The organism is Arthrobacter sp. 05N33_2, from assembly GCF_056397425.1.
On record NZ_JBFTNJ010000043.1, the window covers coordinates 1 to 18,919 of the forward strand.

Sequence of the window (18,919 nt, forward strand, 5' to 3'; positions counted from 1 at the left end):
GGACAGGCCCGGACAGGCCCAGTTGCAGCGCCAGGCCGGCCGCGGAGACATCCTCCGGACTGGCCTTCAGTGCCTCGATGACCGCGTCCAGGGTGGGGCGCGACAGTCCCTTGGGCAGCCGTACGGCGGCCTGGTCTGGCTGGGCGGGCTGACCCGCCGGGGTTTCCGCCACCGCGGACCGGCGGGAGGGCGCCACCAGGCGGTCGATGCTCGCCTGGTCAAGCGGCCCGGAAGCGCCGGAGGCCAGATCGTCCCGCAGCATGACGTACTCGTCGAGCCGTTCGTTCAATGCCTGCGAGGAGAAGGGCTTGACCAGGTAGTGCAGCACCCCGCCGGCCATCGCGCCACGGACCGTGTCAAGCTCCCGGGACGCGGTGATCACGAGGACATCCACCGGCCGCCGGCGCGCGCGCAGCCGCTGCAGGACGTCCAGGCCGGACATGTCCGGCAGATGGATGTCCAGCAACACCAGCTCCGGGCCCAGCTCCGCGGCCAGATCGATGCCCTGCTGCCCGGTGTGGGCCATGGCCACGACGTCGAATCCGCCGCGTGCCAGCAGGAACCCGTGATGGATCCCGGCCACTGCTACGTCATCGTCAATGATGAGGGTGCGTATGGCGTTCATTGGTTTTGTAGTTCCGCCTCTTTTGTTCTGAGCACTACCGAGAAGCAGGCTCCGCCCAACGCCGATGAGGATACTGCCGCCCGGCCTCCGCGCCGGAGGGCAACCCGCTGGACCAGGGCCAGCCCAAACCCGCGGCTGTTGATTCCCTCGGACTCCTTGCTGGTCACGCCGGGCTCGAACACTTTAGCGCGTTCAGGAACCGGGACGCCGGGTCCGTCGTCCTCCACCACGATGGTCCGCCCGCCGTCGGCGCTCTCGCCCAGCCGGATGGCCACAGTGCTGTCGTAACCCGCAGCGTCCACAGCGTTGTCGATCAGGTTGCCCAGCACCGTGATGACGTCGCCCGAGTCATCAACCGAGCACAGCGAATCCGGGCTGACGATGATCTCGATGCCGCGCTCGGCGCAGACCGTGGACTTGGCGATCAGCAGCGCCTGGACCCCGTGGTCGGTGATTCCGGCCGCCAGCGGGCGGTTCGCGAAGACGGCGTCGTTGTGGCTGCGGCCCAGGTATTCGATGGCTTTGTCTTGCTTTCCGAGCTCCAGCAGCCCGGAGATGACGTGCAGTTTGTTGGCAAATTCGTGCGCCTGGGCGCGGAGTGCCTGCGTCACGTCCACGGCGCCGTCGCGGTCACGCAGGACGGTGTGGAGCTCCGTGCGGTCGCGCAGGATCAGCACCTTGCCGACTTCGCGGCCGTCGACGGTGGCCGCATTGACCTTGCCCAGCAGAATCCGTTCACCCGAGAGCACCAGTTCCTCCGTGGCGGACCCGGCCGAGAGCAAGCGGAGGACCGCCGGTTCCAGGCTTGCCGCTGCAGGGGTCCCGGTGATGTCCCCGGCCAGGGCGAGCAGGCGGCGTGCCTCATCGTTGACCAGCGCGACCCTGCCGTCGGCGTCCACCGCCACGAGTCCTTCACCCAGGCCGTGGAGCATGGCGTCGCGCGTTTCGAGCAGGGCAGCGATGTCCTCGGGCTCGAGTTTGTAGATCCGCCGCCACACCAGTTTCGAGACATACATCGCGCCCAGCGAACTCAGCAGTGCCGCCCCGAGCAGCCAGCCGAACAGCTGCGGCATGTCCTCATGGAGGTCGGCGGCCAGGGTGCTCTCCAGCACCCCCACGGATGCGGAGCCGATCACGGCGCCGGCCGCATCGAAGATGGGAACCTTCACCCGCCAGGACTCACCGAGCGTGCCCGTCTGGGTACCCACGTAGATCTCCCCGGACAGCGGCACGGACGGATCGGTGGAGACCGGCCGGCCGATTTCCGCCGGATTGGGGTGCGACTGACGGACCCCGTGCCGGTCCGTCACCACCACATAGGTGACGTTGGATGCCTGCCGGATGACTTCCGCGATCGGCTGGATTGTCTGGGCCGGCGACGATGTGCCGAACGCGTTGATRACCGAGGGCAGCTGGGCAACACTTTCGGCGACGCCGATCAGCCGGCCCTTGTAGGCGTCACGGAGCTGTTGTTCCTGCATCCGGATGGTCACGGCCCCCACCACCGTGAGGACAGCCAGCACGATGCCCAGCTGCAATGCGACCAGCTGGAACCGAAGGGGAATCTTGTGAAACATGTCACAAGTTTCCCATTGGGGGCGCAGCCCGCCCGCCAAAAAGACGGCCGGGGGCCGTGACCAATATGACCACTACTACCTCTACGGCCAAATGCTGTTGCCGTTCGGCGGGCGCTCCTAGGGTCAGTGACGTGATTCCAATGATGTGCATCACATTCGCCCTAGGAGAAACCATGACTTCCCAGAACTTTTTCACGCGGCCCGCTTTCACGCGTCCCACCCACACACGTCGCGCCGCCCTCATTGCCGGCGCCGCCGGAGTCGTCCTGGCCATGTCCGCCTGCGCGGGAAGCGGAACCGGCACCGCTGCCGGCGCGTCCGCGGGCGCCGATCCGATCAAGAAGCTCAGCATCATCGTCCCGGCCAACCCCGGCGGCGGCTGGGACCAGACCGGACGCGCCATGCAGCAGGACCTGCAGACCAACAAGCTCGTCTCCTCCGCCCAGGTCACCAACATTGGCGGCGGCGGCGGGACCAACGGCCTCGCCAAGCTCGCCACCGAGAAGGACGTCAACACCCTCATGGTGATGGGCTACGTCATGGTGGGTGCGGTCGAGACCAATGGCGCCAAGACCCGGCTCGAGGACACCACCCCGATCGCGCGGCTCACCGAAGAGCCGCTGGTTCTCGTCGTGCCGGCGTCGTCGAAGTACCAGTCGGTCGCCGACCTCGTCGCGGACATCAAGGCCAACGGCAAGGGCGTGGCCATCACGGGTGGCTCGGCCGGGGGCGCGGACCACATCCTGGCCGGGCAGATCCTGAAATCCCAGGGCGTGGAGGCGGACAAGCTGAACTACATCGGCTACTCCGGCGGCGGCGAGTCCATCGCGGCGCTGCTCGGCAACAAGGTCCAGGCCGGCATCTCCGGCGTGGGCGAGTATGCCGAACAGGTCAAGGCCGGCAAGGTCCGGGCGCTCGCCGTCTCCGGAAAGGCCGAGGCCCCGGCGCTTCCCGGGATCAAGCCGCTCAAGGACCAGGGGATCGACGTCGTGCTGACCAACTGGCGCGGCGTGGTGGCCCCCGGGTCCATCGACGACGCCCAGCGAGCGAAGCTGACCGACGTCGTCACCAAGCTGCACGCGTCAGAGGCCTGGAAGTCCACCCTGACCAAGAACAACTGGGACGACGCGTTCCTGGCCGGTGACGGCTTCAAGACCTTCCTGACCGAGGACATCGCCAAGGTCAAGACCACCCTGACCCAGATCGGCCTGGTCAAGTAACAGTGTCTGACCTCGCATCAACGTCTGCACCCGCCGAGGCGCCCGCCGCGGCGCCCGCCAAGCGGCCGACCGGGGAGATCCTGTTCGCCCTCGTGTTCGTCAGCGTGGGCGTCGCGGGCCTGGCGACGGCGGGATCCATTCCGATCCCGCCGTCGGAGACCGGCATCGGCCCGCGTGCCTTCCCCTACATCGTGTGCGGCTTGCTGGTGCTGTGCGGCGCCGGGGTGGTCCTGCAGGTCCTCCGCGGCAAAGTCGGGCAGGCCGAGGACAGCGAAGACCTGGACGTGACCGCAAAGACCGACTGGGTTGCCCTGGCCAAACTGGTGGGTTTCGTGGTGCTGCACATCTTCCTGATCGAGCCGGCCGGCTGGCCGGTGGCCGCCGCCGTGCTCTTCAGCGGTGCCGCCTGGTCCCTGGACGCCAAACCCCTCTGGAAGGCGATCGCCGTGTCCGTGATCCTGGCGCTGGTGCTGCAGTACGTCTTCGGCGGCCTGCTCGGCGTGTCCCTGCCGCCAGGGCCGCTGTTCGAGGGGGTGCCGTTCTTCCATGGATAGCTTCATGCTCCTGCTCGAAGGATTCAGCACCGCGCTGCAGCCCGTCTACCTGCTCTACGCCCTGGGCGGGGTCTTCGTCGGCACCGCCGTCGGCGTGCTGCCCGGCATTGGCCCCGCCATGACCGTGGCCCTGCTCATGCCCATCACCTATGCCCTGGACCCCGCGGCTGCGTTGATCGTGTTCGCCGGGATCTACTACGGCGGCATGTACGGCGGTTCCACCACCTCCATCCTGCTGAACACSCCGGGCGAGTCSTCCTCGATCGTCACGGCGCTCGAAGGAAACAAGATGGCCAAGGCCGGCAGGGGAGCGGCAGCCCTGGCGACGGCGGCGATCGGATCCTTCATCGCGGGCACCATCGCGACGGTCCTGCTGACCTTCCTGGCGCCCGTCGTGGCCGACTTCGCCGTCGGCCTCGGCCCCGTGGACTACGTGGCCCTCATGGTGGTGGCCTTCCTGACCGTCGGTGCGCTGCTGGGCGCCTCCGTCCTGCGCGGCCTGGCATCCCTGGCGCTCGGGCTGTTCATCGGCCTGATCGGCATCGATGACAGCACGGCCCAGCAGCGCTTCACGTTCGACAACCCCACCCTGGTGGACGGCGTCGACATGGTCCTCGTGGCCGTGGGCCTCTTTGCCCTCGGCGAGGCGCTTTACGTCGCATCGAAGCTGCGGCACGGCCCGGTGGAGCTGATCCCCGTCAGCAAGGGCAAGAACGCCTGGCTGTCCAAGGAGGACTGGAAGCGGTCCTGGAAGCCGTGGCTGCGCGGAACCTTCATCGGGTTCCCGATCGGCACCGTCCCGGCCGGCGGCGCGGACGTCTCCACATTCCTGTCCTACGCCGCCGAGCGGAAGCTGGCCAAGGGCGCCAACAAGGCCCAGTTCGGCAAGGGCGCGATCGAAGGCGTCGCCGGACCGGAAGCGGCCAACAACGCCGCGGCCGCCGGTGTCCTGGTGCCGTTGCTGACCCTCGGAATCCCGACGACGGCGACGGCGGCCATGATGCTCACGGCGTTCCAGCGCTACCAGATCCAGCCCGGCCCGCTCCTGTTCGAAAACCAGGGCGCGCTTGTCTGGACCCTGATCGCGTCGCTGTACGTCGGCAACCTCATGCTCCTGGTGCTGAACCTGCCCTTGGTGGGCCTGTGGGTGAAGATCCTGCAGATCCCGCGGCCCTACCTCTACGCCGGCATCCTGGTCTTCGCCGCCCTCGGCGCGTTCTCGGTGAACTTCTCCCCGAGCGACGTCGGCATCCTGCTGGTGGTGGGCATCCTGGGCTACTTCATGCGCCGCTACGGCTATCCCGTGGCGCCCATGGTGGTGGCGATGATCCTGGGGCCGATGTTCGAGGTGCAGTTGCGGCGTTCGCTGCAGCTCTCGCAAAACGACCCCACGGCCCTGTTCGCCTCGCCGTTCGCCCTGGTGGTGTACGTCTCCATGGCACTGATCTTCGCCGCCTCGTGGTGGCTGCGCCGCCGCCAGGCAACGTTGGAGGCTGCGCCGGCGAAGGAAGAGGTGTCCGTCTAAGCGCGGGCGTTGAACTGAATTGCCGCAAATGGCCGGAATGACGACACTCATTCCGGCCATTTGCGGTAAACGGGCCCATGGGAACGCACCGCGCCGGGCCGCACCGCGCCGGGCCTCACGCCTCCGACGTCGGGCGCGGCGCCGGGAGCCGCGACGGCGGGATGACGACATACAGCGGCGTCCGGATCCAGCGCTGGCCCGTCGCACGGAACTCGGCCCGGGTGGAGAAATGGTAGAGGTAGCTGGTGGCACGTATCCAGTGCGGCCGTCCGCCGTCGAACGGGTCGTGGCGCAGCAGCCGCAGCGTGGGCCGGTCCGCAGCCAGCAGCTTGGCCAGGAACGCGTAGAACCACTCCTCGTGCACGGTACGCAGCGGCAGGAACCACATCAGCCAGTCCAGCCGCAGGTGGTATGGGGCGTACTGGCGCGGGATGCGCCGGACGTCGCCGGGCTTGCCCTTGAACCCGTACTCCCGCCAGTCCGCGTCGTCCCCGGGGTCCTCGTCGAGGGTCCCCTCCACCACGATCTCGATCCGCCGCTTCGTGACGGTGCCGAACGCGCCGTAGGTGTTGACCAACTGCCAGCGGTTGAAGGATGCGTTCATCAACTGGTGGTGGGAGAAGAGGTTCTCGATGGGCCGGTAGCTGAGCACCACCAGCAGCACGGTGGCCACAAGGACCACCACCAGCCAAGGAACCGGCGCCTGGCTGCCCACCCCGGCTGCGCCCACCGCCGCTCCTGCTCCGGTTCCTGCGGACGGGGACACAGCCGCGGCATGCCAGTCCAGCGGGATCGCCGGAATCACGGCGTGCGCCACGGGATCGCTGACCGCCGCGAAGGCCAGGATGATCGCCATCCAGTTCAGCCAGGCGAAATTTCCGCTCGCCACCAGCCACAGCTGGGTGAAGATGATGATTCCGGCGGCGGCGCTGGCCAGCGGCTGCGGGGCAAAGAGGAAGAAGGGCACCACCAGTTGGGCGAAATGGTTGCCCAGGACCTCCAGCCGGTGCCAGGCCTTGGGGAGCAGGTGGGCCTGCCGGCTCAGCGGCCCCGGCATCGGCTGGGTCTCGTGGTGGTAGTACAGCGCCGTCAGGTCCCGCCATTCCTGGCCGCCCCGGATCTTGATCAGGCCGGCGCCGAACTCCAGCCGGAACACCAGCCAGACCAGCAGGATCAGGATGGTCCGGGGCGGGGGAGTCTGGTCGGAGCCAAGGAAGGCCACCGTGAACCCGGCCTCCAGCAGCAGCATTTCCCAGCCGAAGCCGTAGAACGTCTGCCCCACGTTCACGATCGACATGTACAACAGCCACAGGGCCAGGAACGCGATGAGCGGAACCCACGGCGGCCCGAGCTGCGGCAGCCCGGCGATGAGCGTGGCGGCAATGGCCATGCCGCTCCAGCACACCGTCCGCAGCAGCCGGTCCGAGTAGCGCCAGCGGAACAGGCTGGGCCGGCCCAAACGGTTGAAGCCCTCGAGATACGCCGGCACCGGCAACAGGCCGCGCTCGCCGAGGAGGGCCGGGAACTGGTTCAGCGAGGAGAGGAAGGCCACGAAATACAGGGTGGCGGTGCTGCGCTGCAGCACCTGCCGGGCGAACTCGTACTCCGGCGCGTCGAACCACGCGGTCCACTCCACGTTTTCCACGTTACGCCTCCGCCCTGCTGCGTCAACGAGCGGCGGAAGACTCAACCCGACGGCGTCGAGCTGGCACTTCACGGCACTGCTGCACGCCGCGACTGCCGTGAAGTGCCACCTCGAGGCGGACGCGGCGCACCGGCGCGGTGCGGGATACTTGAATCATGCAGCCGCGCAAAATCGTCCTCCTCGGGTCCACCGGTTCCATCGGCACACAGGCGATTGACGTCGTCGACGGCGCCCCGCACCTTTTTGAGGTCGTCGCGCTCAGCGCCGGCGGCAGCAACCTCGAACTCCTGGCCCGGCAGGCGGTCCACACCCGCGCCCAGGCTGTCGGTGTCGCCTCCGGTGATGCCTCCGCCCTCCGGCGCATGATCGACGACGCCGCCCGCGCGGCAGGACTCATCGGGTACAGCCCCGAACTCATCACCGGCCCCGACGCCTCCACCCGGATCGCGGAAATCACCGCCGACGTCGTCCTCAACGGCATCACCGGCTCCATCGGACTTGCCCCCACCCTGGCCGCCCTCGCCTCCGGGGCCACGCTGGCACTGGCCAACAAGGAGTCCCTGATCGTCGGCGGCGCCCTGGTCAAGGCCGCGGCCCGCGAAGGGCAGATCGTGCCTGTGGATTCGGAGCACTCGGCCATTGCCCAGTGCCTGCGCTCCGGCTCCGCCGCGGAAGTGGACCGGCTGATCCTGACGGCATCGGGCGGGCCGTTCCGCGGCAAGAGCCGGGACGAACTGCACGACGTCTCACCGCAGGACGCCCTGGCCCACCCCACGTGGGACATGGGCCTCATGGTCACCACCAACTCCGCCAGCCTCGTCAACAAGGGCCTGGAGGTGATCGAGGCGCACCTGCTCTTCGACATCCCCCTGGAGAAGATCGACGTCGTGGTCCACCCGCAGTCCGTGGTGCATTCCATGGTCCAGTTCGTCGACGGCTCCACGATCGCCCAAGCCTCGCCGCCGGACATGCGCCTGCCCATTGCCCTCGGCCTCGGCTGGCCGGACCGGGTCCCCGGATCCGCCAGGGCCTGCGACTGGGGCAAGGCCACCAGCTGGACGTTCGAGCCGCTGGACACCGTGGCGTTCCCCGCCGTCGACCTCGCGAAGGCGGCCGCCACGCAGGGCAGCACCTTCCCGGCCGTGTTCAATGCCGCGAACGAGGAAGCGGTGATGGCCTTCCACGCCGGGCAGATCCGGTTCACCGACATTGTGGACACCATCGATGCCGTCCTCAGCGAACACTCAGGCTCCTCCGGGCTGACGGTGGAGTCCGTACTGGATGCTGAAAGATGGGCACGCGCCCGCACCCACGAACGTTTAGCCGTAAGAAGCGTCTAGGAAGCAGCAGATCACAGTATGAGCCCCGTCCTCCTCTTTGTCCTCGGTGTCGTCTTCGTGGCGATCGGCATCGCCGTGTCCATTGCCCTGCATGAAGTCGGGCACCTGCTCCCGGCCAAGCTCTTCAAGGTCCGCGTGACCAAATACATGATCGGTTTCGGACCCACCGTCTGGTCGAAGAAAAGGGGCGAAACCGAGTACGGCCTCAAAGCCATCCCGCTGGGCGGCTACGTGTCCATGATCGGGATGTACCCGCCGAACAAGGAAGACGGCACCGTCCGCACCTCCAGCACCGGAATGTTCCAGTCACTGGCATCCGATGCCCGCTCCCTGGCCCACGAGGAAATCGGCCCCGGCGACGAAACCCGGGTCTTCTACCGGCTGCCGGTCTGGAAAAAGATCATCATCATGCTCGGCGGGCCCGCGATGAACCTGCTGATCGGCGTCGTGCTGACCGCGGTGYTGCTGATGGGATTCGGCACCGCCAGCCAGACCACCACGATCGCGGACGTCTCCAAATGCCAGGTCAAGGCCGGCGAGACCGTGGACCCGGACTCCGCCGACTGCAAGCCCACCCCGGCCGCGGCCGCGGGCCTGTTGCCGAATGACACCATCACCTCATTCGACGGCAAGGCCGTCACCACGTGGGACGAACTCACCGGCTGGATCCGCGCCTCGGCGGGCCGGCAGGTGAGCATCACCGTGGAGCGCGGCGGCGCCACCGTCTCGACAACCGTCACGCCCGTGCTCTCCGCCCGCCCGGTTCTCGGTTCCGACGGCCGCCAGGCCAAGGCCGCTGACGGAAGCCTCCAATACCAGGACGTCGGCTTCCTGGGCATCGGCGCCCAGACGGCACTCGTGCAGCAGCCGGCGTCGGCCGTGCTGCCCATGGCGGGGGAGAACATCAAGCAGGTCGCCGGTGTGGTGGTGAACCTGCCGGAGCGCGTGGCCGGTGTGGCCAAGGCAGCCTTCAGCGAGGAACCCCGGGACCCCAACGGCCCCATCAGCGTGGTGGGCGTGGGCCGCGTGGCCGGCGAGGTCGCCGCGATGGAGGAGGTCCCGCTGCAGTCCCGCTTCGCCGCCTTGGTGGGTTTGCTGGCCGGACTCAACTTCGCATTGGCCGTCTTCAACCTCATTCCGCTGCTGCCGCTCGACGGCGGCCACATTGCGGGCGCGCTGTACGAGGGGGCCCGGCGCCAGATCGCCAAGCTGTTCGGCCGCCCGGATCCCGGCGCCTTCGATATCGCCAAGCTGCTCCCGGTGACGTATGTGGTGGCGGTGCTGCTGATGGGCATGGGCGCGCTGCTGATCTACGCCGACATCGTCAAGCCGGTCAACCTCTTCGGATAGGCCCTGGCATTTCAGCCAAATTCCGCTGACTATCATTCATAAGCCTATTTAGGCTGATTTTAAGTAATCAGTTGAAAATGGTTGATTATTTCCGATCACCTTCCTAGGCTGGGGTCATGTACGTCATGACAATCGACCAGCGCGGCAGCACGGGCGACATCGACCGSGTCCCCGGSCTCCTSAAGGAGCTCAGCGCACTCTCCACCGCCGGGCGCTTTGARCGTTCGGTGGGCGACGAGGTCCAGGGCGTCTTGGAACGGGCCGACGAGGTGGTGGAGATCGCCTTGCACGCCCTGCGCAGCGGCCGCTGGTATGTSGGGATCGGGGTGGGGGAGGTGGACCTGCCGCTGCCCGCCAGCCCGCGCGAAGGCTCGGGTCCCGCCTTCGTGGCGGCCCGGTCCGCCGTCGACCGGGCCAAGGGGGCGGCCGCCCATGTTCCCCTCGCCGTGGTTGCCGGCCGCGACCGCCGGCGGGCAAATGCAAATGCGGCAACCACGGCCGCGGACGGCGCCAGCGGGTCCCAGGGGGCCAGGGCCTGCGCCAATGCGGAGGCGGTGCTCCGACTGATTGGCCGCCTGGTCCAGGACCGGACCGCGGCGCAATGGAAGGTGGTGGACGTGCTGCGCTCGGTGCGGCAAGACACCCACGGAACCCACGGCAGCCAAAAAATAGCGGCACAGAAACTCGGAATCACGGAGCAGTCGGTGAGCCGTGCAGTCCTGCGCTCGGGCTGGCAGGAAGAATGGGCCGCGAGGCCGGCCGCAGAACTGCTGCTGACCCTCGCCCACGACAGCACCGAAGGAGAGAAGTGAACGCCCTGTGGATCACGCTGGCCCTGCTCACCGCAGGATTCGTCGGCTGGCCGGTCACTGCCTGGGTGTTCCGCCTGGCCCGCACCATTGATGACCGGGCCGACGCCGGAAGCAGCGCCGGCGCCGGCGGGGACGCGGCCGAGGACCCCGCCGCCGACTCCACCACGGACCCCGACCTCCAGGCGGCCCCGGAGCCGGCAGGGCCGGACGCAGCAGCGCCTACCCCGGCAGCGGCGGCCGCCGCGCCGCCCGCCGAGACCGTCAGCAGCGTGCGCATCCTGCGCGGCGGCGCCATTATCGGCATCCTGGAACGGTTCGCCGTGTGCCTGGCGATCCTGGCCGGCCAGCCCGTCGCCATCGCCTACGTCGTGGCCATCAAGGGCCTCGGCCGGTTTGCCGAGTTGAAAGCCACCCCGGTGGCGGCCGAGCGGTTCATCATCGGAACCCTCACCTCCATGCTCTGGGCAGCCGGTGTCGCCGCCCTGGCCAAGGTCCTCTTCCTCGGCTGACCGCGTGCCCCGGAGCCTCCGGATGGGAACCGGGCAAACAGGGCGATAGTGTATCCATATGACTGTTTTTGCTGTGGAGTACGTGTACGACGCCGAATCATCCGAGGTCCGCGATGCCAGCCGCCCGGCACACCGCGAATGGACCGCGGATCTTGCCCGTGACGGCGCCCTGCTGGCCAGCGGCCCCTACGGCGACGGTGCAGGCGCGCTGCTCATCTTCAAGGCCGCCGATGAGGCGGCCTTGAATGACCTTCTGCGGCAGGACCCCTTCGCAGCCGCCGGTGCCATCTCGGGCACCCGCACCACCGTGTGGGCGCCGCTGACCGGTCTTCTGGCCAAGCACGCCTAGCCCGTCCCGCCCGCACCTTCGCAACTTCGAATTCTAAAAGGGAGTCCATGTGACCTCGGTCAGCCTGGGAATGCCGTCAGCACCGCCCCCCGTCCTTGCCCCCCGCCGCAAGACGCGCCAGATCAAGGTGGGATCAGTCGGCGTCGGCTCCGATTCGCCCATCAGCGTCCAGTCCATGACCACGACGCCGACGACCGACATCAACGCCACCTTGCAGCAGATCGCGGAACTCACGGCCTCCGGCTGCGACATCGTGCGCGTCGCCTGCCCGTCGGCCGATGACGCCGAGGCGCTGCCGATCATCGCCAAGAAGTCCCAGATCCCGGTGATCGCGGACATCCACTTCCAGCCGAAGTACGTCTTCGCCGCGATCGAGGCCGGCTGTGCCGCCGTGCGCGTGAACCCGGGCAACATCCGCAAGTTCGATGACCAGGTTAAGGAGATCGCCCGCGCCGCCAAGGACCACGGCACCTCCATCCGGATCGGCGTCAACGCCGGATCCCTGGAACCGGGCATCATGAAGAAATACGGCAAGGCCACCCCGGAAGCCCTCGTGGAATCCGCCGTCTGGGARGCSTCGCTSTTCGARGAGCACGGYTTCMACGACTTCAAGATCTCSGTCAAGCACAACGACCCGGTCATCATGGTTGCCGCCTACGAGATGCTGGCCGAAAAGGGCGACTGGCCCCTGCACCTCGGCGTCACCGAGGCCGGACCGGCCTTCCAGGGCACCATCAAGTCCGCCACGGCGTTTGGCGCCTTGCTCTCCCGCGGGATCGGCGACACCATCCGCGTCTCCCTCTCGGCCCCGCCGGTCGAGGAAATCAAGGTGGGCAACCAGATCCTGCAGTCGCTCAACCTGCGCCCCCGCAAGCTGGAAATCGTCTCCTGCCCGTCCTGCGGCCGCGCCCAGGTGGACGTCTACACGCTCGCCGAGCAGGTCACCGCTGGCCTGGAAGGCATGGAAGTCCCGCTGCGCGTGGCAGTCATGGGCTGCGTGGTCAATGGTCCCGGCGAGGCCCGCGAGGCCGATCTCGGCGTTGCCTCCGGCAACGGCAAGGGCCAGATCTTTGTCAGGGGCGAGGTCATCAAGACTGTCCCGGAGGATCAGATTGTTGAGACACTGATCGAAGAAGCCATGCGTATCGCAGAAGAGATGGGGGACGCCGATGGCGAAGATGCTGTCAAGGGTAGCCCCGTGGTTAGCGTCTCGTAAGGACGACGCCGCTCCCGGCGTCGTCGTCCGGGTCCTTGGCGGCGCGGACACCGGACAACTGCTGGCCCTGGCGCACCGGGACGCCGTCGCCAATGTCTTCATCCTCTCGCACCTGGAGACCGCCGGTACGGCGTCTCCCACGGCCGGGGGCGCCAGCATTCTTGGCGTGTTCGACGGCGGCACCCTCCTCGGTGCCTGCTGGGCCGGCGCCAACCTGGTGCCGATCGAGCTGGCGCCCGAGCTCGCCGGCCTCATTGCGATGGCCGCGCACCGCTCCGGGCGCCGCTACGCCTCGATCTTTGGCCCCGCCGAAACAGTGCTGGCTCTCTACGCGGCGCTGGAGCAGCTCGGCCAGACCGCCCACGAAGTCCGGGACCACCAGCCCCTGCTGACGATCGCGGGGCCGCCCGCCGTCCGGCCCGAGCCCGCACTCGGCTTTGGCCAGCTGGCTGACTTCGACAAGATCCTGCCCGCATGCGCCTCAATGTTTGAGGAAGAAGTGGGCTATTCGCCCTACCTCGGCGGCAGGGAGTATTACAGCCGGCGCGTCAAGAGCCTCATCCGCCAGGGCCATTCCCTCGTGCACGTGAACGCCGCCGGCGATGTGGTCTTCAAGGCCGAACTCGGCGCCGTCACGCCGGAAGTGACCCAGGTCCAGGGCGTCTGGATGAATCCCGACTTCCGCGGACTGGGACTGAGCGCGGGCTACATGGCCGCCGTCGTCGTCCTCGCCCAGACCCTCGCGCCGGTAACCAGCCTGTACGTCAACGGGTTCAACGCCAAGGCACGCGCCACCTACGATCGGGTGGGCTTTCGCCAGGTGGGCACGTTCGCTACAGTGCTCTTCTAGCGGGCAAATGCCGGCTGGCCGGTCTAGTTTTTTGGGGGAAACATGAAGACATCAGTGCTGCGCATTTTCGGGGCCTCGGCGCTCCTCGCCTGGGGCGCCATGGGATTGGCCGCATGTGGCACGCCCACCGGCTCGCCGGATACAGCCAAGAGTGCGCAAGCCCAGGCCGCAACCACGGTTCCCAGCGCGGCCACGACGCCTGCTCCCACCCAGACGCAAGCCAAGGCTTACACGAGCGATGAACTGACGGCCCTCGTGGCACAGCTGAAGGATGCGCACGGCAAGCCGCTCACCGTGATGCCGCTTGCCGATCTCAAGAAGTCGGTCGAACAGGCAAAGTCCTTGCTGGCATCGATCTCGGTGGAACCCGCGGAGTGCGCGGCTCTGGCCCTTGGTGGCCAGGCAGCCTCGACCGAGGGCACGGCGGTCGCGGCGGGGGTGGCCCAAGATGCCGGGACGGGCGCTTCCACGGGTGTCTCCCTGGCGTTCCGGGCTGACGCCAAGCTCCTCAAGAAGGGACTCGCCCAGGGCGAGGACTTCAATAAGTGCTCAGCCCTTTCATTCACGACCAATGGCACCAAAGTGGACCTCAAACTGACCAGGCTGGCCGGATTCGGCTCAACCCCGGGCACCGTCGCGTACCGGACAGACACCGCACTGCCGGGTGGCCGGAAGCAATCTGCGATCACCGGACAGGTGATCCAGGACGGCGTTCTCATCACCGTCAGCGCGGCAGGTGGCGGCAGCGAGGCCGACGCCATCTCCCGGGCCGGAAAATTACTGGATCAGGCCGCCGCGCTCGTCGGGAAGTAGCCCGATTGCCGCCCCGCATGGATCCGCAACGACATGCCGAAAATATCCGGTTGCAGACTATTGCTTCCCGGCCGCATGTCACATAGGTTCTACCTAGCCGTGTCGCATAGGCGCGCACACTCCCCAACGCATTTTCCGGGGACGACAACGCCTGGAGACGACACCAAGTAGCTCGCAGCCTGAGATCTGGGGGTGCTGGGGCCGCGGAGCCACGCCATGACGGGATGACCAGCCGGAAAACGGCCAGGGGCTTCCATCAGTTATGGCGTGGCTCTTCCATGCGCCGCGCTCCGCAGAAGCGGGGCCGCAGCGGGGCCGGCGCGGCAAAGCGGTGCGCTCTGGACGGTAGATTAGTACCTAGATGCTTTTCTTAGGCTTTGCCCGTACTTCCCCAGAAACGGATACCCCACCTGTGGTCCTTCGACTCTCCAAGCTGTTCCTGCGCACCCTGCGCGAAGATCCCGCCGACGCCGAGGTGGCCAGCCACCGGCTCCTGGTCCGCGCCGGCTACATCCGGCGGGCCGCGCCCGGCATCTACACCTGGCTGCCGCTGGGGCTCAGTGTGCTGCGCARRGTGGARCAGGTMATCCGCGAGGARATGACCGCCATCGGMGCCCAGGAAGTCCACTTCCCGGCGCTGCTGCCCAAGGAACCCTACGAGGCCACGAACCGCTGGACCGAATACGGCGAGGGCATCTTCCGGCTCAAGGACCGCAAGGGCAACGACTACCTTCTGGCCCCCACGCACGAGGAAATGTTCACCCTGCTGGTCAAGGACCTGTACTCCTCGTACAAGGACCTGCCGCTGAGCATTTACCAGATCCAGAACAAGTACCGCGACGAGGCGCGTCCGCGCGCGGGCCTGCTGCGCGGCCGCGAATTCATCATGAAGGACTCCTACTCCTTCGACGTCGACGACGCCGGCCTGGACGACAGCTACGCCGCCCACCGCGGCGCGTACCTGAAGATCTTCGAGCGCCTCGGCCTCGAAGTGATTCCGGTTGCTGCCACCGCCGGCGCCATGGGCGGGTCCAAGAGCGAGGAATTCCTGCACCCCACCGAGATCGGTGAGGACACCTTCGTGCGCTCGGCCGGCGGCTACGCGGCCAACGTCGAGGCCGTCACCACAGTGGTCCCCGCGGACATCGACTTCAGCAACGCCCCGGCCGCCGAAGTCCGGGACACCCCGGACACCCCCACCATCGAAACCCTCGTCGACGCCGCCAACGTGCTGGTTCCGCGCACAGAGGCCGACGGCGGCCCCTGGACCGCCGCCGACACGCTCAAGAACGTCGTCCTCGCCGTGACGCTGCCCACCGGCGAACGCCAGATCGTCGTCATCGGCCYCCCCGGAGACCGCGGTGTGGACCTCAAGCGCGTCGAGGCGAACATCGGGTCCTTCCTGCCGATTGCCGGCGAGATCACGCTCGAAGCCGCCAATGAGGACGACCTCAAGAAGCAGCCCCTGATCGTCAAGGGCTACCTCGGCCCCGGCATGTCCCTGGACGCGCCGCTGCTGGGCAGCGAGGGCGCCGCAAAGCTGCTCTACCTCGTGGATCCCCGCGTCGTCAGCGGCTCTGCCTGGGTCACCGGCGCCAACGAGGCCGGCAAGCACGTCTTCGGCCTCGTCGCCGGACGCGACTTCGGCTGGGACGGAGTCATCGAGTGCACCGAGGTGCGCGCCGGCGACGAGGCTCCCGACGGTTCCGGTCCCCTCGAAACCGCCCGCGGCATCGAAATGGGCCACATCTTCCAGCTGGGCCGGAAGTACGCCGCCGCCCTGGACCTGAAAGTCCTGGACCAGAACGGCAAGCAGGTGGTGGTGACCATGGGCTCCTACGGCGTCGGCGTCACCCGCGCCGTGGCGGCCCTGGCAGAGTCCAACCACGACGACCGGGGCCTGGTCTGGCCGCGCGCCGTCGCTCCCGCCGACGTCCACGTTGTGGCCGTGGGCCGCGGCGAGGAGATCTTCGCCGCCGCCGAAAAACTGTCCCTGGAGCTCGAGGCTGCCGGCCTGGACGTCATCTATGACGACCGCCCCAAGGTTTCCCCCGGCGTGAAGTTCGGCGACGCCGAACTCGTCGGCGTCCCCACCATCCTCGCCGTCGGGCGCGGACTCGTGGACGGCGTCGTGGAGATCAAGGACCGCCGCAGCGGCAGTGCCGAGAATGTAGCCGTTGACAAGGCTGTTGACTACGTGGTCAACGCCGTGCGCAACAGCTGATGCCGCGCCGTCCCGGGCCGCGCTAGGCAATGGTCTCCGGACTCGAATCGATCCAGCTCGGAACTGTCATCCTGATCGTCGTGGCCGGCCTGGCGGCCGGATGGGTCGACGCCGTCGTCGGCGGCGGCGGGCTCATCCAGCTCCCGGCGATGCTCCTGGTGCCGGGCATCAGCCCGGTCCAGGCGCTGGCGACCAACAAGATGGGCTCCATCTTCGGCACCAGCACCAGCGCGGCCACGTACTACCGCCGCGTCCGGCCCGATCTGCGCACCGCCCTGCCCATGGCAGCGATCGCGCTGGCGGGCAGCTACGGCGGTGCGGCGCTGGCCGCCAACCTGCCGGCCAGCGTGTTCAAGCCGATCATCGTGCTGGCGCTGATCGCCGTCGCGCTCTTCACCGCCTTCCAGCCCGGCATCGGTGAGCTGACCAAGCTGCGCCACGAGGGGCACCGGCACTACGTGGTGGCCTGCCTGATCGGCGGCGTGATCGGCTTCTACGACGGCCTGATCGGTCCCGGCACCGGTTCGTTCCTGATCATCGCCCTCGTCTCGGCCATGGGCTACGCCTTCCTGGAGGCCAGCGCCAAGGCCAAGATCGTGAACGTGGCCACCAACGCCGGCGCCCTGCTGTTCTTTGTTCCGCACGGCGCCGTGCTGTGGGGGCTCGGGCTGCTGCTGGGCGTGGCGAACATGGCCGGCGGCTACCTCGGTGCCCGGACTGCGGTCCGGCAGGGGAGCAAGTTCATCCGGATCGTGTTCCTGGTGGTGGTGGGCGCGCTGATCATCAAGCTCGGTTCCGACGTCTGGCAGGACAACCTGTCCTAAGCCGCCTGGTTCCGCGGCAACCCGCATGGGACTCCCGGTCCGCTGGCCCCGGGCGTAGCATGCAGCTATGTCAGCAGGTGAGGAACGCTACCGGGATGCCCTCGAGGCCGCGGCAGGACACGCACGCCGGTGGCTTGAGAGCCAGGGAACACGCCGAATCGGGCCGCAGGTCACGGCGGCCGAGCTGGCGGCCGACTTCGGCGGACCGCTGCCCAAAGAGGGCATGCCGGCGGCGGAAGTAGTGGACTATCTTGCGGCCAAGGCCGAACCCGGGCTGATGGCCATGCCGTCCGGGCGGTTCTTCGGTTGGGTCATCGGCGGCACACTGCCGGCCGCCCTGGCCGCGGACTGGCTGCTCAGCGCCTGGGACCAGAACGCGGGGCTGCGCTTCGCCACGCCCGCCACCGCCGCGATCGAGGAAGCCGCCGGCAAATGGATCCTTGAGCTGCTGGGTCTGCCCGGGGAGTCCGACGTCGGCTTCGCCACCGGCGCCACCATGGCCAACTTCACCGGCCTCGCCGCCGCCCGCTGGCGGCTCATGGCCGACGCCGGCTGGGACCTCGACGGCGACGGCCTCGCCGGTGCGCCCCGGATCCGCTGCTTTGCGGGGCAGGAACGGCACGACACCATCGACCTCGGCCTGCGCTACCTGGGCCTGGGACGTCCCACCGTGGTGCCGTCCGACCGCCAGGGGCGCATCATCCCGGCCGAGCTGGATTGCGCCCTGGACCTTGCGCTCCGTGCGGGGGAGGACAGCCGCCCGGTCCCGGCCCTGGTGTGCCTGCAGGCCGGCAACCTGCATTCGGGCGCCTTCGACCCCTTCGCCGAGGCCATCGCCGTCGCGAAGGCGCACGGCGCCTGGGTGCACGTGGACGGGGCTTTCGGACTCTGGGCGGCCGCCGTGCCCGAGTTGTCCGCCCTGACCGCGGGACTCGGGCTGGCCGATTCGTGGGGGACGGATGCGCACAAGACCCTCAACGTCCCGTACGACTGCGGGATCGTGATCGTGCGCGACGCCCAGGCCCTGCGGTCGGCGATGGGGCTGCACACCAGCTACCTGATCCAGGCCGCGGACGGTGCCGGGGACCCGTTCGAGTCCGTGCCTGAGCTCTCCCGCCGCGCGCGGGGCGTCCCGGTGTGGGCGGCGCTGAAATCCCTGGGCCGCGACGGCGTCGCCAGCCAGGTCCGCACGCTCGTGCAGCGGGCCGCGCAGTTGGCCGAGCAGCTCGGGGCGCTGGACGGCGTGGAGGTGCTCAACGACGTCGACTACACCCAGGTGTCCCTGGCGTTTGGCGACGACGCCGTGACCCGGGCCGTGACGGAGAGGGTCATGGCTGATGGCCGGGTCTGGATGTCCGGGTCACGCTGGCAGGACCGCGATATCCTGCGGATTTCGGTGAGCAACTGGAGCACGGACGACGCCGACGTCAGAGTCGCCGTCGACGCCGTCCGCGACGCGCTGGCGGCGGTGCGGGGCTGACTGCGG

General features: G+C 68.2%; 17 protein-coding genes. 14 read left to right on the forward strand and 3 right to left on the reverse strand.

Annotation, left to right across the window (positions count from 1 at the left end; genetic code table 11):
• Together AC1DHX_RS14985 and AC1DHX_RS14990 are read right to left on the reverse strand one after the other, a co-directional pair.
• A partial coding sequence (locus tag AC1DHX_RS14985) for a response regulator (RefSeq protein WP_476900184.1) occupies window positions 1-625 on the reverse strand: 625 nt, incomplete at its 3' end.
• Window positions 622-2,202, reverse strand: a complete 1,581-nt coding sequence (locus tag AC1DHX_RS14990) for an ATP-binding protein (RefSeq protein WP_476856463.1) — start codon at window positions 2,200-2,202, stop codon at window positions 622-624. The genes AC1DHX_RS14990 and AC1DHX_RS14985, both read right to left, overlap by 4 nt.
• A 173-nt stretch (window positions 2,203-2,375) precedes the next feature.
• Between AC1DHX_RS14990 and AC1DHX_RS14995 the strand changes: the two genes are divergently transcribed.
• Genes AC1DHX_RS14995 through AC1DHX_RS15005 form a run of 3 tightly spaced genes read left to right on the forward strand, consistent with a single transcriptional unit; the run spans window position 2,376 to window position 5,501 of the window.
• Window positions 2,376-3,422, forward strand: a complete 1,047-nt coding sequence (locus AC1DHX_RS14995; RefSeq protein WP_476859065.1) for a Bug family tripartite tricarboxylate transporter substrate binding protein — start codon at window positions 2,376-2,378, stop codon at window positions 3,420-3,422.
• 2 nt (window positions 3,423-3,424) lie between these two features.
• Window positions 3,425-3,976: a tripartite tricarboxylate transporter TctB family protein gene (locus AC1DHX_RS15000; RefSeq protein WP_476859064.1), complete on the forward strand. Its 552-nt coding sequence runs from the start codon at window positions 3,425-3,427 to the stop codon at window positions 3,974-3,976.
• A complete protein-coding gene (locus AC1DHX_RS15005; protein ID WP_476859063.1) occupies window positions 3,969-5,501 on the forward strand; it encodes a tripartite tricarboxylate transporter permease in 1,533 nt (510 codons plus the stop codon). Before AC1DHX_RS15000 ends, AC1DHX_RS15005 begins: the two co-directional genes overlap by 8 nt.
• A gap of 115 nt (window positions 5,502-5,616) precedes the next feature.
• Here AC1DHX_RS15005 and AC1DHX_RS15010 read toward each other — a convergent pair whose 3' ends face one another.
• The gene (locus AC1DHX_RS15010; protein ID WP_476849415.1) at window positions 5,617-7,137 is read right to left on the reverse strand and encodes a lipase maturation factor family protein; all 1,521 of its coding nucleotides are present in this window, start codon (window positions 7,135-7,137) and stop codon (window positions 5,617-5,619) included.
• Between the two features lie 164 nt (window positions 7,138-7,301).
• Between AC1DHX_RS15010 and dxr the strand changes: the two genes are divergently transcribed.
• From dxr to AC1DHX_RS15065, 11 genes are all read left to right on the forward strand, one after another.
• The gene (gene dxr / locus AC1DHX_RS15015; protein WP_476859062.1) at window positions 7,302-8,486 is read left to right on the forward strand and encodes a 1-deoxy-D-xylulose-5-phosphate reductoisomerase; all 1,185 of its coding nucleotides are present in this window, start codon (window positions 7,302-7,304) and stop codon (window positions 8,484-8,486) included.
• Window positions 8,487-8,504: 18 nt separating this feature from the next.
• The gene (locus tag AC1DHX_RS15020) at window positions 8,505-9,836 is read left to right on the forward strand and encodes a M50 family metallopeptidase (protein ID WP_476859061.1); all 1,332 of its coding nucleotides are present in this window, start codon (window positions 8,505-8,507) and stop codon (window positions 9,834-9,836) included.
• Window positions 9,837-9,952: 116 nt separating this feature from the next.
• Window positions 9,953-10,648 (forward strand): MarR family transcriptional regulator, encoded by a 696-nt coding sequence (locus AC1DHX_RS15025; protein WP_476900185.1) that lies wholly within the window; start codon window positions 9,953-9,955, stop codon window positions 10,646-10,648.
• Window positions 10,645-11,157: a hypothetical protein gene (locus AC1DHX_RS15030; protein ID WP_476859059.1), complete on the forward strand. Its 513-nt coding sequence runs from the start codon at window positions 10,645-10,647 to the stop codon at window positions 11,155-11,157. The genes AC1DHX_RS15025 and AC1DHX_RS15030 overlap by 4 nt, the downstream gene beginning before the upstream one ends.
• Before the next feature lie 58 nt (window positions 11,158-11,215).
• Window positions 11,216-11,506 carry a YciI family protein gene (locus AC1DHX_RS15035; protein ID WP_476859058.1) on the forward strand — a complete coding sequence of 97 codons (291 nt, stop codon included), beginning with the start codon at window positions 11,216-11,218 and terminating at the stop codon, window positions 11,504-11,506.
• A 49-nt stretch (window positions 11,507-11,555) separates the two neighbouring features.
• Entirely contained in the window at window positions 11,556-12,722 is a 1,167-nt protein-coding gene (gene ispG / locus AC1DHX_RS15040; protein ID WP_476900186.1) for a flavodoxin-dependent (E)-4-hydroxy-3-methylbut-2-enyl-diphosphate synthase, read from the forward strand.
• Window positions 12,685-13,572 (forward strand): GNAT family N-acetyltransferase, encoded by an 888-nt coding sequence (locus tag AC1DHX_RS15045; protein WP_476859211.1) that lies wholly within the window; start codon window positions 12,685-12,687, stop codon window positions 13,570-13,572. Before ispG ends, AC1DHX_RS15045 begins: the two co-directional genes overlap by 38 nt.
• 42 nt (window positions 13,573-13,614) lie before the next feature.
• Window positions 13,615-14,385, forward strand: coding sequence for a hypothetical protein (locus AC1DHX_RS15050; protein WP_476859057.1), 771 nt, complete (start codon window positions 13,615-13,617; stop codon window positions 14,383-14,385).
• A 412-nt stretch (window positions 14,386-14,797) separates the two neighbouring features.
• Entirely contained in the window at window positions 14,798-16,609 is a 1,812-nt protein-coding gene (locus tag AC1DHX_RS15055) for a proline--tRNA ligase (RefSeq protein WP_476900187.1), read from the forward strand.
• A 29-nt stretch (window positions 16,610-16,638) separates the two neighbouring features.
• Window positions 16,639-17,433 carry a sulfite exporter TauE/SafE family protein gene (locus tag AC1DHX_RS15060; protein WP_476859056.1) on the forward strand — a complete coding sequence of 265 codons (795 nt, stop codon included), beginning with the start codon at window positions 16,639-16,641 and terminating at the stop codon, window positions 17,431-17,433.
• Window positions 17,434-17,500: 67 nt separating this feature from the next.
• On the forward strand, window positions 17,501-18,913 hold the full coding sequence (locus AC1DHX_RS15065; protein WP_476859055.1) for a pyridoxal phosphate-dependent decarboxylase family protein: 1,413 nt from the start codon (window positions 17,501-17,503) through the stop codon (window positions 18,911-18,913).
• Window positions 18,914-18,919: the final 6 nt, after the last annotated feature.

Coding starts and splice junctions, on each gene's coding strand:
- AC1DHX_RS14995 (WP_476859065.1), top strand. CDS start 2,376: ATGACTTCCCAGAACTTTTTCACGCGGCCCGCTTTCACGCGTCCCACC.
- dxr (WP_476859062.1), top strand. CDS start 7,302: ATGCAGCCGCGCAAAATCGTCCTCCTCGGGTCCACCGGTTCCATCGGC.
- AC1DHX_RS15035 (WP_476859058.1), top strand. CDS start 11,216: ATGACTGTTTTTGCTGTGGAGTACGTGTACGACGCCGAATCATCCGAG.
- AC1DHX_RS15045 (WP_476859211.1), top strand. CDS start 12,685: ATGCTGTCAAGGGTAGCCCCGTGGTTAGCGTCTCGTAAGGACGACGCC.
- AC1DHX_RS15050 (WP_476859057.1), top strand. CDS start 13,615: ATGAAGACATCAGTGCTGCGCATTTTCGGGGCCTCGGCGCTCCTCGCC.
- AC1DHX_RS15060 (WP_476859056.1), top strand. CDS start 16,639: ATGGTCTCCGGACTCGAATCGATCCAGCTCGGAACTGTCATCCTGATC.
- AC1DHX_RS15065 (WP_476859055.1), top strand. CDS start 17,501: ATGTCAGCAGGTGAGGAACGCTACCGGGATGCCCTCGAGGCCGCGGCA.